The sequence below is a fragment of the Bradyrhizobium genomosp. I (2014) genome (genome assembly GCF_000261685.1).
Taxonomy (GTDB): domain Bacteria; phylum Pseudomonadota; class Alphaproteobacteria; order Rhizobiales; family Xanthobacteraceae; genus Bradyrhizobium.
Genome location: NZ_AJQE01000346.1, coordinates 25,400 through 38,508 on the forward strand (window position 1 = coordinate 25,400; position 13,109 = coordinate 38,508).

Consider the following 13,109-nt stretch of genomic DNA (forward strand, 5'->3'; position numbering starts at 1 on the left):
GATTTCTTTGGCGATGGAGGAGGCGAGGATGACGACGAAACGGAATTCTGGATTTTGTTACGCCTTGTTGGGCGCTTCGATCAGTGCAGTTGCGCTCGGTACTGCAGCCAACGCCGCCGAGCAGATCACCTTCGTGTCGCAAGGCGGCGCCTATCAGCAGGCGCAGACGGTGGCGATCCTCGATCCTTCCGCCAAGAAGCTCGGCATCACCATCAATCAGGATTCCATCCCCGACGCCTGGCCCGCGATCAAGACACAGGTCGGCAGCGGCAAGCCAATCTGGGACGTCGTGGACACCCCGACGGGCTATTGCCTGCGCGGCGGCGAGCAGGGCCTGATCGAGAAGCTCGACTTCTCGAAGATTCCGAACACCGCAGCGATGCCGGAGGCTTATCGCAGCCCTTATTCGGTGTCCTACGAATTCTATTCCAGCGTGCTCGCCTACAGTCAGAAGACGTTCCCGAAGGACGCGCCGAACAACTGGGTCGATTTCTGGGACGTGAAGAAATTCCCCGGCCGCCGCGCGCTGCGCAATCACCCGATCGCAACCCTCGAAGCCGCGCTGATGGCCGACGGTGTCGCACCCGACAAGCTCTACCCACTGGACGTCGACCGCGCGTTCAAGAAGCTGGAGGAGATCAAGCCGTACATCACGGTGTGGTGGACCTCGGGCGCGCAGTCGGCACAGCTGCTCAATGACGGCGAGGTCGACATGGAGATGGCCTGGAATGGCCGCGTCAGCGCCGTCGCCAAGGAGGGCGCAAAGGTGTCCTTCACCTACAACCAGGGCATCTTGCAGAGCACGTCGCTCTGCATCCTCAAGGGCGCGCCCAATCTCGGTACGGCGGTCAAGTTCATCAACGAGGCGGTCGATCCCGTGCACCAGGCTAATCTGCCGCTCAACATCGACTACGGCCCGGGCAATCCCAAGGCGTTCGAGACGGGCGTGATCAAGCCCGAGCGCGCCGCGCAGCTGCCGAGCGAGCCGGCGAACGCGGCCAAGCAGGCATTGATGTCCTACGCCTGGTGGTCCTCGCCCGCGGGCGAAGCCGCCGAGAAGCGCTGGGCGTCGTTCATGCAGAAGTGAGCAAGCGAGGCAGCGTTGACGACATCCGTGTCCGATCCCTCCCAAAAGCACCAGCGCCGTGAGCACGGCCTGATGCTGGCATTGGTGTCGCCCGCGCTGCTGGTAATCCTGGCTCTGATCGCACTGCCGGTCGGCTGGCTGGCCTGGCAGTCGATCTATCATGATGGCTTCACGCTGGAGAACTATCGCCGCGTCTTCACCGAAGACATCTACTGGCGCAGCTTCGCGCTGACCTTCGAGATCAGCCTCGCGGTCACACTGATCGCGCTACTGCTCGGCTACCCCGTGGCCTATCTCGCCAATTCGTTGCCGAAAGGATGGAGCATTCTCATCCTGTCCCTGGTCGTGCTGCCGTTCTGGACCAGCGTGCTGGTCCGCGCCTACGCGTGGCTGGCGCTGCTGCAGCGCACCGGCGTGATCAACCAGTTTCTGCGCTATCTCGACGTGATCTCCGAGCCGCTTCCGCTGGTCCACAACACCTTCGGCACGGTGGTCGCCACCGTGCACATCCTGCTGCCGTTCATGGTGCTGCCGCTTTATGCCGCCATGCAGAAGATCCCGAACGATCTGATGCAGGCCGGCGCCAGCCTTGGAGCGAGCCCGTCGGTGACGTTCTTCCGCGTGTTCCTGCCGCTGTCGCTGCCGGGCGTGCTCGCAGGCTGCACCATGGTGTTCGTGCTCTGCCTCGGCTTCTACATCACGCCGGAGCTGCTCGGCGGCGGCCGTACCGTGATGGTTTCGATGCTGGTGAGCCGCAATGTCGAGCTCTACAATCAGTTCGGGGCCGCGAGCGCAGTCGCAGTGGTGCTGCTCCTGAGCGTGCTCGTGATCTTCTTCGCGGTCAGCCGCTTCATCTCGCTCGATCGCGTGCTGGGGCAGAAATGATGCGCGCCTCGCCCGCCCGGATTGTGTTGTACGTGATCAGCGTGCTGGTGCTGGTCTATCTGATCCTACCCGTGCTGATCATCGTGCCGATCTCGTTCTCCAGCGCGCGTTTCCTGACGTTCCCGCCGCCGTCCTTCTCGCTGCGCTGGTACGAGCAATATTTCTCAAATCCCGCCTGGATGCAGGCAACGCGGGTGACGCTCACGGTCGCATTCCTGACCGTTCTGATCGCGACGCCGTGCGGCGTTGCCGCCGCCTATGCCGTCAGCCAATCCAAGCTGCGTATCATGCGCGTTATCCACATGGCGCTGCTTCTGCCGCTGGTGGTGCCGATCATCATCACCGCGGTCGGCATCTTCTTCGTCTATGCCCGGGTCGGCCTGGTCGCGACCCTGCCCGGCCTGGTGCTGGCGAATGTGATGCTGGGATTGCCTTACGTTGTCATCTCCGTGCTCGCGGGCCTGCAGAGCTTCGATCCGGCGCAGGAGATGGTGGCGCGCAGCCTCGGCATGAACCGCCTGCGCAGCTTCTTCGCGGTGACGCTGCCTCAGATCAAGTCCAGTGTCGTCGCCGGCGCCATCTTCGCCTTCATCTCGGCGATGGACGAGACGATCGTCGCGCTGTTCATCTCCGGCGGCCAGTACCAGCCGCTGACCAAGCGCATGTTCACCGCGCTGCGCGACGAGATCGACCCAACCATTGCCGCGATCTCGACGCTGATGACTGCGGCCTCCTTCATGCTGGTGCTGCTGGCGAGCGCGCGGCAGACGCGGAGCGGGTGAAGATGGCGCCCGTCCAGGGATCCCGGCGTTCGGTTCGGCCGATCGCAGGCGAAGACGTCGGAGCGCGGTGGTGAATCGCTTGATTGCGGCGCGTTGATCGTGCCATGGTTCCGCCCGCGCCGATTTGATCCTCAGCTTGCGGGCGCTTCGACAAATGCAGCTAAAGAGAACCGCCATCCCTGCATCGTCCCCGCATTGCGTGAATCGTCGGCCATCTCGACTGGGAGGGCCAAATGAAATTTGCTGCGATCGCGGATGTGCACGGGAATCGTCCGGCGCTGGGCGCCGTCCTTGCGGACATTGCCGCGCTCGGTATCGACGACGTGGTAAATCTTGGAGACCACGTCAGCGGGCCGCTCGAGGCGGCAAGAACCGCAGACCTGCTCATCGAGCGCGGCTTTCCGTCGGTGCGGGGCGATCAGGATCGAATCCTCCTGGAGCTCCGGCAGGCGGGCACTTCGGTGCGCAGCGATTTCCAGCAACTCGCGCGCAAGCATTTCGACTGGATGGCAAGCATGCCACCCACGCTGATGTACAGAGACCGGGTGTTCCTGTGCCATGCGTCACCTGGGAACGATGCCGCCTTTTGGCTCGATCATATAGCCGATGACGGCGGCGTGCGCGCCAGTCCGATCGAGGCGATCGAGTCCGAAGCCGCGGGGATCACTGCCGAGATCATCCTGTGCGGGCACACTCATATTCCGAGGGTCGTTCGTCTGAGGGATGGACGACTGGTCGTAAACCCCGGCAGCGTCGGGCTGCCCGGTTACGACGGGAAGTTGCCTGTGCCTTACGTGGTTGAAGTCGGCACGCCCGACGCGTGCTACGCCATATTGGAGCATGCCGGAGGGGGCTGGTCCGCGACGATCCGCCATGTGCCCTACGATAGCGCGGGCATGGCCGCGCTGGCGCGCAGCAGGGGCATGCTCTCCTGGGCAAGCGCGATTGCAACCGGTTGGGTTCGGCCGGAGCGCCGTTAGGCCGGCACCCGTCAGATCCGCACCCCTGGTCCACGTTGGCGCCGCGCTCCTCGAAGCGCTCCGGTATCTGTTCACGGATCTGGTCCGGGGTGGCCGCGACACGGGCGGTCGTGCAAAGGGCAGGGACGGGCATGCCGCCTGCGCAGGGTGCAAAAAGCCTTTCGATCTTGCGCGTCCTGTCGGCCTGTCCTACGCCACGTCCGAAGGAAATTCTTGCGAGGCGGTCAGGGGCATCGCCGAAGTTTTGAGGGGAGCCGACATGACCATTCGCAACACCCGCACCGGGGGCCAGATCCTGATCGATCAGCTCGTCGCCCAAGGTGTCGAGCGCGTCACTTGCGTGCCGGGCGAGAGCTATCTGGCGGCGCTCGATGCGCTGCATGACAGCCCGATCGACGTCATGATCTGCCGCGCCGAAGGCGGCGCGGCGATGATGGCGGAGGCCTATGGCAAGCTCACCGGGCGGCCCGGAATCTGCTTCGTCACCCGCGGGCCCGGCGCCACCAATGCCAGCCACGGCGTCCACATCGCGATGCAGGATTCGACGCCGATGATCCTGTTCGTCGGCCAGGTCGACACCGGCATGCGCGAGCGCGAGGCGTTCCAGGAGCTCGACTACAAGGCGGTGTTCGGCTCCATGGCGAAATGGGCCGTCGAGATCGATCGCCCCGACCGCATTCCGGAGCTGGTGGCGCGCGCCTTCCGCGTCGCCATGCAGGGCCGTCCCGGTCCCGTGGTGATCGCGCTGCCGGAGAACATGCTGACCGAGACCGCCGCCGTTGCCGATGCCATGCGCATCGAGCCCGCCGTGAGCTGGCCGGCGCCTGCCGATATCGAGAAGCTCGGCGCCATGCTGGCGGGCGCCAAGGCGCCGCTCGTCATTCTCGGCGGCTCACGCTGGACCGATGAAGCAACCAAGAGCGTCGCGCGCTTCGCCGAGCGCTTCGACCTGCCGGTTGCGACCTCGTTCCGCCGGGCCTCGCTGATCGATGCCGATCATTCGCACTATGCCGGCGATCTCGGCATCGGACCGAGCCCGGGCCTGAAGGCGCGCATCGACAACGCCGATGTCATCCTGCTGATCGGCGGCCGCATGTCGGAGATGCCGTCCTCGTCCTATACGCTGCTCGACATCCCCAATCCCAGGCAGAAGCTGATCCACGTGCATCCGGGCTCGGAAGAGCTCGGCCGCGTCTATCAGCCTGATCTCGCGATCCAGGCAACGCCCGCCGCGTTCGCGGCAGCCGTCGAGGCGCTGAAGCCAACAGGCGCGGTGGCCTGGAAGGGCGAAGCCGCCAAGGCGCACGCCGATTACCTCGCCTGGACCGAGAAGGCGCGCGAGCTGCCGGGCACGTTCCAGTACGGCCAGGTGATGACCTGGCTGCGCGACCGCCTGCCGAAGGACGCGATCGTCTGCAACGGCGCCGGCAACTATGCCGGCTGGATCCATCGTCATCACCGCTTCCACAGCTTTGCCGCGCAGCTCGCGCCGACTTCGGGCTCGATGGGTTACGGCGTGCCGGCGGGCGTGCTGGCCAAGCGGCAATGTCCGGATCGAATCGTCGTCGCCTTCGCCGGTGACGGCTGCTTCCTGATGAACGGCCAGGAATTCGCGACGGCCGTCCAGTACGACGCGCCGCTGATCGTCATCGTCGTCGACAATTCGCAGTACGGCACCATCCGCATGCATCAGGAGCGCGACTATCCCGGTCGCGTCGTCGGCACCCAGCTCAAGAATCCCGACTTTGCGATGTACGCGAAGGCGTTCGGCGGCCATGGCGAGCGCGTCGAGCGCACCGAAGAGTTCGCCCCGGCGTTCGAGCGTGCGCTGGCCTCGGGCAAGCCGTCGATCCTCCACTGCATCATCGATCCGCGCGCGATCTCGGTCGGCAAGGACTTTACGCCGGCGGTGAAGGCGTAAGCGATGCCTACCGGCCGCCACGTCGCCATCATCGGTGCCGGCGCGATCGGCGTGGTCAGCGCGATCGAGGCGCTGCGCGAGGGCCATCGCGTCACTCTGATCGATCCGGGCGAGCCCGGCGGCGAGCAGGCGGCGAGCTATGGCAATGCCGGCTGGCTCTCCTCGCATTCGGTGATCCCGCCGGCGGAGCCCGGCATCTGGAAAAAGGTGCCGGGCTATCTGCTGGACCCGCTCGGCCCGCTCGCGATCCGCTGGTCGTATTTGCCGAAGGCGCTGCCCTGGTTGATCAAATATCTGCTCTCCGGCTGGACCGAGGCTCGTGTCGAGAAGACGGCGTTCGCGCTGCGCGATCTCCTCAAGGACGCGCCGTTGCTGCATAGGAAGCTCGCGGAAGAAGCGGGCGTGCCTGAACTGATCGAGCGCAACGGTGTGATGCATGTCTTCCCGACGCGCGGCAATTTCGACAATGACCTCGGCTGGCGCCTGCGCAGGAAGGTCGGCGTCCAATGGCTGGAGCTCAACGCCGACGAGATACGCCAGCGCGAGCCGGAGCTGCATCCGCGCTACACCTTTGGCGTGGTGGTCGAGGAGGCCGGACGCTGTCGCGATCCCGGCGCCTATGTCGCCGCGCTCGCCGCTCATGCGATCGCCAATGGCGCAAAGCACGTGCGGGCCAGGGCGATCGGTCTGAAATTGTCCGGCAACAAGCTCGTGGCCGTTCTCACCGAGACCGGCGAAATTGCCTGCGACGCCGCGGTGGTCGCCGCCGGCGCGCGATCGAAGCTGCTCACCGCATCGGTCGGCGATCCCTTGCCGCTGGAGACCGAGCGCGGCTATCACGTCATGATCGAGAATCCGGAAGCGGGCCCGCGCAGCTCGATGATGGCATCCGATGCCAAGATGGTGGTGAACTGGACCAACAAAGGCCTGCGCGCCGCCGGTACGGTCGAGATCGCGGGCTTAGAGGCCGCGCCGAATTGGAAGCGCGCCGAAATCCTGCGCGACCATCTTCTCGGCATGTTCCCGAAACTGCCGAAGGACATTCCGGCCGCGCGCATCAAGACATGGTTCGGTCATCGGCCGAGCATGCCGGACGGACGTCCCTGCATCGGCTATGCCCGCGCCTCGCGCGATATCGTCTACGCCTTCGGCCATGGCCATGTTGGCCTGGTCGGATCGGCTCGCACCGGCCGTCTTGTCGCTCAGCTGATAAGCGGCAAGCAGCCCGAGATTCCGCTGGCGCCCTTCGCACCCACTCGCTTTCTCTGAGATCTCACCATGACCACTTCCGCCAATTCGCCTTCTCGTGTTGCCCGCGGCGGCAAGGCGATCTATGGCGCGCCGCTCGGCATCCTGATGCTGGAGGCGCGCTTCCCCCGCATTCCCGGCGACATGGGCAACGGCGCCACCTGGCCGTTCCCCGTGCTCTATCGCGTGGTGAGCGGCGCCTCGCCGGAGAAGGTGGTGCTGAAAGGCGCGGCCGGCCTGCTGCCCGACTTCATCGATGCTGCGAAGGATCTGGTTCGGCTGGGCGCTGAGGCGATCACCACCAATTGCGGCTTCCTCTCGCTGTTTCAGAAGGAGATCGCGGCGGCGGTCGGCGTTCCCGTCGCGACCTCGTCGCTGATGCAGGTGCCGTGGGTGCAGGCGACGTTGCCGCCCGGCAAGCGCGTCGGTCTCGTCACGGTGTCTGGCTCGACCCTGACGCCGGCCCATCTCGAAGGCGCCGGCGTGCCGCTCGATACGCCGCTGGTCGGCACCGAGAACGGCAAGGAGTTTTTCCGTGTCCTGATCAAGGCCGAGAAGGACGACATGGACGTCGCGCAAGCCGAGCGCGACGTGGTCGAGGCCGGCAAGGCGCTCGTCGCCGGGAATCCGGATGTTGGCGCCATCGTGCTCGAATGCACCAACATGCCGCCTTATGCCGCCGCGCTGCAGGCCGAGCTTGGCTTGCCCGTTTACGACATCTATTCCATGATCACCTGGTTTCATGCTGGACTGCGCCCGCGCGTCTTTGCGTGAATGCGTCCGAGAGATCGTCACAACTCCTGGAGCGAACCCATGAAACTATCCGGCAAGGTCGCGGCCATCACCGGCGCAGCACGCGGCATCGGCAAGGCCTGCGCGAAGAGATTCCTGGACGACGGCGTCAAGGTCGTCATCTCGGACATCGATGCCGACGGCTTGGCGGCCACGGCCGCCGAACTGGGACGGCCGGATGCCCTGCGCACCGTCGTCGGCAATGTCGCCAAGCGCGCGGACGTGGATCAGCTTGTCGCAACTGCCGTGAAGGAGTTCGGCCGGCTCGACGTCATGGTCAACAATGCGGGCATCGCCCGCAACCAGAACATCCTCGATATCACCGAGCAGGATTTCGACGAGATCATCGGCATCAACCTGAAGGGTGCGTTGTTCGGCGTGCAGGCGGCGGCCAGGCAAATGATCGCGCAGGGCGGCGGCGGGGTCATCATCAACATGTCCTCGGTGAATGCGCTGCTGGCGATCCCGACGCTTGCGACCTACGCCATCTCCAAGGGCGGCATGAAGCAGCTCACCTCCGTCGCGGCTGTCGCGCTCGCCCCGCACAATATTCGTGTGGTGGCGGTCGGACCGGGCACGATCCTGACCGACATGGTGGCCTCCTCCATCTACACCTCGGAGGATGCCCGCAAGACCGTGATGTCGCGCACGCCTGCGGGCCGTGGCGGCGAGCCTAGCGAGGTGGCGTCGGTCGTGGCGTTCCTTGCCAGCGACGATGCGTCCTACATCACCGGGCAGACCATCTATCCCGATGGCGGCCGGCTGATCCTGAACTACACGGTGCCTGTGAAGGAGAAGTAGGGCGTTGTCGCCCCACACTCGCTGTCATCGCCCGGCTTGACCGGGCGATCCAGTACTCCGAGGCGGTCGTGGTTGAATCGATGGGCCGCGGCGTACTGGATTCCCCGCTTTCGCGGGGAATGACAGTCGTCGTGAGGCGGGCAGTTTGCCCATCACTCCGCCGCGGCCGTTATCCCGTGGCCGAGCCGCTTCGAGATGGCGCCGGCACAGTCGCGCAAGGCATGCGCGATCGGGCTGTCCCAGCGTGCATCGAAAGTGCCTTCCGGCCCCATCGCGGTGATGACCAGCGCGACATGGCTGGAATGATCGAACACCGGCGCGGAGAACGCGTTGACGCCGGGCAGGGGATCGCCGAGCGCGCGGGCGAGGCCGTGCTTGCGGACCTCGGCGAGCATCTCGACGACCTTGGCGCCCTTCACCGCGCGCTTCGGATTGTAGCCGACGCCGCGACGATCGAGGCCGCTTTCGAGTGCGGCGTTGATGGTCGTCTCCGGCAGGAACGCGGCAAACGCACGGCCCGTCGCGGTCTCCAGCAGCGCCATCACGGAGCCGACGCGCATCACGATATGCACCGGCTGGGTCGGTTCTTCGAGCTGCACCACGGTCGGACCATGCGTGCCCCAGACCGCGAGCGAAACCGCATGGCCGATCTGGCCCGCGAGCGCCGCGATCCTGGGACGTGCGATGCGCACGCCCGAGAGGCGGCGCAGGCTGATCAGGCCGAGCTCGAGCGCCAGCGCGCCGATCTCGTAGCGGCCGGTGGTCTCGTCCTGCTCGATCAGCCCGATACGGGAGAAGCTGGCGAGGTAGGGATGCGCCTTGGCCGGCGTCATGCCGGCCTCGCGAGCGAGATCGCGCAGCATCATCGGCTCGCCGCATCTTGCGAGCGCACGGAGCAATTCTCCGCCGACCTCGATCGACTGGATGCCGCGGCTTTCCCTCTTCATGCGCCTCCCGGCGTGTGGCTTACGCCGCGTTGGGCCTGGCGGCGCTGTCGGCGAGATGTCGGCCGGCAATGTAGCCGAAGGTCAGCGCCGGCCCAAGCGTGATGCCGGCGCCGGGATAATTGCCGCCCATGATGCTCGCCATGTCATTGCCGGCGGCATAGAGGCCGGGAATCACGCGGCCTTCCGCGTCGAGCGCCCGCGCGTTCTCGTCGGTGACGATGCCGGCATAGGTGCCGAGATCGCCGATCACCATCTTGATGGCATAGAACGGGCCGTGCTCGATCGGCGCGACGCAGGGGTTCGGGCCGTGCAGTGCGTCGCCCTGGTAGCGGTTATAGGCCTTCGAGCCCTTGCCGAAGGCGGCATCGTGCCCCAACGGCGCGGTCGCATTGAACTGCCTGACGGTCTCGACGAACGCCTTGGCATCGATTCCGGCCTTCGCCGCCAGCGCGTCCAGCGTATCGCCGCGCATGAGATAGCCGGACTTCAGGTGATGGCCTAGCGGCATCGGGAAGGGCGGCACGCAGCCGAGGCCGTATTTGCGCAGAGTCTGGTGGTCGCAGACGAGATAGGCTGCGATCTCCTCGCCCGGCCTGGCCGCCTTGACCATGGCCTGGACGAAGTCGTGATAGGAATTGCCTTCGTTGGCAAAGCGCCTGCCGTTGCGCATCACCGCGATCACGCCGGGTTTGGCGCGGTCGATGAAATGCGGCATCACGCCCCTGGAGCCGTCCTTGCGCGTGGTCAGCGACACCGGCACCCAGGCTGCCGCGTTCGGGAGGCGGTCCTCGACCTGCCCGCCGGCGGCTTCCGCCAGACGTAGTCCATCCCCGGTATTGCCGGTCGGCCCTGGCGAATAGTGCTCGTTGCCGGTCGGTGCATGCGGAAACATCTTCTTGCGCCGTTCGACATCGTGGGGGAAGCCGCCGCAGGCAAGCACGACGCCCTGTCGTGCATGGACGCGCACATCGCGTCCCTCGCGCGAGACGATCGCGCCGGTGACAGTGCCGTTCTCGACCGTCAGCTCGCGCACCGGCGCGGACAGCCACATCGGAATCTTGAGATCGAGCGCGGATTTCGCCAGACGTCCCGCCAGCGCATTGCCGTTGGTCAAGGTCATGCCGCGGCCGTAGCGCAGCACGTCCATCAGATGCCGCGACAGGCGCTTGGCGACGTAGACCGCTGAGGTCAGCGACTTCGTCACCCGCATGAAATGGATGATCTCCTTGCCGGAGCCAAGCATCATGCCGAACACGGTCAGCTCCGGCAGCGGCATGCCGAGGGTCTTGATGAGGTCGCCGAGCTCGCGCCCGTCGAACGGGCGCGTCACCATGGAACGGCCGCCCTGGGCGCCGCCGGGGGCTTCGGCGTGATAATCGGGAAACACCAGCGGCATGTCGAAACGGAGCGCGGTCCTGGTGGTGAAGAAATCGACCGCCTCGGGGCCGGCGCTCAGGAAGGCATCGACCCGCGCGGCGTCGTAATTGTTGCCGGCCTCGTGGCGCAAATATGTGCGGGCCTGTTCCGGCGTCTCCTCGATGCCATAGGCCTTCGCCAGCGACGTACCGGGAATCCAGAGCCAGCCGCCCGAGCGCGCGGTGGTGCCGCCGAACCGCGGCTCCTTCTCGACGATCAGCACATCGAGGCCGCGGTGGCGTGCAGTGATCGCGGCCGACATGCCGGAGCAACCCGATCCGGCCACGAGCACATCGCACTCGTAAGTCTCAATTGCGCTATGCTCGGTGCTGGTCATGTCTCGCCTCACTTCTTCAGGAGCGGACATTTGGATTCGGAGACCGGGCGAAAGGCGTCCTCGCCCTTCACGGTCTTGACGATGTCCAGATAGTCCCACGGCTCCTTGGACTGTTCGGGCGTTTTCACCTTGGCGAGATACATGTCGCGGATGACGCGGCCGTCCTCGCGCAATTTGCCGCCGTGAACGAAGATATCCTCGATCGGCAGTTCGCGCATCTTGGCCATCACCTTGGCGGAATCGTCGGTGCCGGCCGCCTTGATGGCCTTCAGATAGTGCAGCACCGAACCGTAGACGCCGGTCTGGATCATGGTCGGCATCACCTTGGTGCGCTCGTAGAACTTCTTCGACCAGGCGCGGGTGGCCTCGTCCATGTTCCAGTAGGAAGCCGTGGTCATGTAGGTGCCCTGCGCGGCCTTCAGCCCGATCGCGTGCACGTCGGTATCGAACATCAGAAGGCCGACCAGCTTCTGGCCGCCCTGGACGAGACCGAACTCGCCGGATTGCTTGATCGCGTTGTCGGTGTCCTGGCCGGCATTGGCGAAGGCGACCACGTCGGATTTCGAACTCTGCGCCTGCAGCGCGAAGGAGGAGAAGTCGGCGGTGTTGGTCGGGTGCTTGACGCCGCCGAGCACCTTGCCGCCCATCTCGTTGATGAAGCGCGTGGCGTCCTTCTCGAGCTGCTGGCCGAAGGCATAATCGGCCGTGATGAAGTACCAGGACTTGCCGCCTTCCTTGATCACGGCGGAGGCCGTCACCTTCGACAGCGCGTAGGTGTCATAAGTGAAATGCACGGTGTTCGGGCTGCACAGTTCGTCGGTCAGCGAGCTCGCGCCGGGACCGGAGAGCAGCGCGATCTTGCCCCGCTCGCGCACCATGTTGTGGACGGCGATCGCGATGCCGGAATTGGGAATGTCGGCGACGGCGTCGACCTTGCCGTTGTCGAACCAGCCGCGGACGATCTGCACGCCGACGTCGGTCTTCATCTGATGGTCGGCACCGATGATCTCGATCGGCTTGCCGAGCACGGTCGGCCCGAATTCCTCCACCGCCATCTTCGCGGCTTCCACGGAGCCCGGCCCGCTATTGTCGCGGCCCCAGCTGGACAGATCCGTCAGCACGCCGATCCGCACCACGTCGTCGGAGACTTGTGCAAAAGCAGCGGACGTCATGGCCGCGAGCATGGCGCAGGCCAGAAGCGCTCTCATCGTCGTTCCCTCTCTTATTGGCCGCTTGCGCGGCGGATTGTTCCGGAGGTAAATTAGTTAATGCCAAATGAGTTTGTCAATGGTGAATTGGCCTGGTGGATAGGGATGTGGCGAGCAACTGCATCCAACGCTCTCATGGGATTCGCTGGAATCCTGGGCGTCGGGATGAGCAAGCGGGATTTGCAGCGTTCGGAAACACCAGGAAGGCGATGGTCGCCGGCGCGAGCCGAAGCGTTCCCCTCGGCGTTGCGCGTGCCTCGAGTCGCGGCAGCCGGCCTTCGGTGGTCAGCGCTAGCCTCTTGCCGTTCAACCGCACGATCGCGCCCTGCAGCCGCGCCGCGTCGAGTGTGTACCGCTCGGCGGGATCCGATAGCGTCAGCGCGTGGGAGGCGCGACGCGACGTGTTGATTGCGAGCAGCGACACCGCACCTGCCATGGCCGGATGGCAATGCGCATAGAGATGGAGATCGCGCGGAGCAGCCCTGCCTGCGTCGAGCACGGTCGTTCCCATCAGCCGGCGCCAGAGCAGCGCGGCCCAGTAGCTCGGCCGTGGCCGAAAGGTTGCTTCGTCGAGCAGGCCGTAGTCGCTGGCGGCCAGCGTGTTGTGCATCACCACCTGGACGCCGGCCCTCGCCAGGCGTCCGAGTTGGTCGAGATAGCGGAACGTATCGAGAAAAGTCCGATCCCATCGGCCGCCGCCGCAGG

Annotated in this window: 11 protein-coding genes and 1 pseudogene; 8 read left to right on the forward strand and 4 right to left on the reverse strand. The window is 65.5% G+C overall.

Annotated features, from left to right (window positions below; genetic code table 11):
* The first annotated feature begins 28 nt into the window (after positions 1 to 28).
* The 8 genes from IC50_RS30895 to IC50_RS30930 all read left to right on the forward strand — a co-directional run bounded on the left by IC50_RS30895 (position 29) and on the right by IC50_RS30930 (position 8,496).
* Complete coding sequence (locus tag IC50_RS30895) at positions 29 to 1,087, forward strand: ABC transporter substrate-binding protein (RefSeq protein WP_035714027.1); 1,059 nt, start codon at positions 29 to 31, stop codon at positions 1,085 to 1,087.
* A 72-nt stretch (positions 1,088 to 1,159) separates the two neighbouring features.
* Positions 1,160 to 1,972 (forward strand): ABC transporter permease, encoded by an 813-nt coding sequence (locus tag IC50_RS30900; RefSeq protein ID WP_035713995.1) that lies wholly within the window; start codon positions 1,160 to 1,162, stop codon positions 1,970 to 1,972.
* Complete coding sequence (locus IC50_RS30905; RefSeq protein WP_035713996.1) at positions 1,969 to 2,754, forward strand: ABC transporter permease; 786 nt, start codon at positions 1,969 to 1,971, stop codon at positions 2,752 to 2,754. The genes IC50_RS30900 and IC50_RS30905 overlap by 4 nt, the downstream gene beginning before the upstream one ends.
* 233 nt (positions 2,755 to 2,987) lie before the next feature.
* The gene (locus tag IC50_RS30910) at positions 2,988 to 3,734 is read left to right on the forward strand and encodes a metallophosphoesterase family protein (RefSeq protein WP_035713998.1); all 747 of its coding nucleotides are present in this window, start codon (positions 2,988 to 2,990) and stop codon (positions 3,732 to 3,734) included.
* Positions 3,735 to 3,993: 259 nt separating this feature from the next.
* Positions 3,994 to 5,655 carry a thiamine pyrophosphate-binding protein gene (locus IC50_RS30915; RefSeq protein WP_035713999.1) on the forward strand — a complete coding sequence of 554 codons (1,662 nt, stop codon included), beginning with the start codon at positions 3,994 to 3,996 and terminating at the stop codon, positions 5,653 to 5,655.
* Between the two features lie 3 nt (positions 5,656 to 5,658).
* Complete coding sequence (locus tag IC50_RS30920) at positions 5,659 to 6,924, forward strand: NAD(P)/FAD-dependent oxidoreductase (protein ID WP_035714001.1); 1,266 nt, start codon at positions 5,659 to 5,661, stop codon at positions 6,922 to 6,924.
* A gap of 9 nt (positions 6,925 to 6,933) precedes the next feature.
* On the forward strand, positions 6,934 to 7,677 hold the full coding sequence (locus tag IC50_RS30925) for an aspartate/glutamate racemase family protein (protein WP_035714002.1): 744 nt from the start codon (positions 6,934 to 6,936) through the stop codon (positions 7,675 to 7,677).
* Between the two features lie 39 nt (positions 7,678 to 7,716).
* Positions 7,717 to 8,496: an SDR family NAD(P)-dependent oxidoreductase gene (locus IC50_RS30930; protein WP_035714006.1), complete on the forward strand. Its 780-nt coding sequence runs from the start codon at positions 7,717 to 7,719 to the stop codon at positions 8,494 to 8,496.
* A 152-nt stretch (positions 8,497 to 8,648) separates the two neighbouring features.
* On the opposite strand, the gene IC50_RS30935 is transcribed toward IC50_RS30930, so the two are convergent.
* The 4 genes and pseudogenes from IC50_RS30935 to IC50_RS30950 all read right to left on the reverse strand — a co-directional run.
* Positions 8,649 to 9,443 carry an IclR family transcriptional regulator gene (locus tag IC50_RS30935; protein ID WP_035714010.1) on the reverse strand — a complete coding sequence of 265 codons (795 nt, stop codon included), beginning with the start codon at positions 9,441 to 9,443 and terminating at the stop codon, positions 8,649 to 8,651.
* Positions 9,444 to 9,462: 19 nt separating this feature from the next.
* Positions 9,463 to 11,196 (reverse strand): FAD-dependent oxidoreductase, encoded by a 1,734-nt coding sequence (locus tag IC50_RS30940; RefSeq protein WP_035714013.1) that lies wholly within the window; start codon positions 11,194 to 11,196, stop codon positions 9,463 to 9,465.
* An 8-nt stretch (positions 11,197 to 11,204) separates the two neighbouring features.
* The gene (locus IC50_RS30945; RefSeq protein ID WP_035714017.1) at positions 11,205 to 12,404 is read right to left on the reverse strand and encodes an ABC transporter substrate-binding protein; all 1,200 of its coding nucleotides are present in this window, start codon (positions 12,402 to 12,404) and stop codon (positions 11,205 to 11,207) included.
* A 133-nt stretch (positions 12,405 to 12,537) separates the two neighbouring features.
* Positions 12,538 to 13,109: pseudogene (locus IC50_RS30950) on the reverse strand (hypothetical protein); the annotation flags it as partial.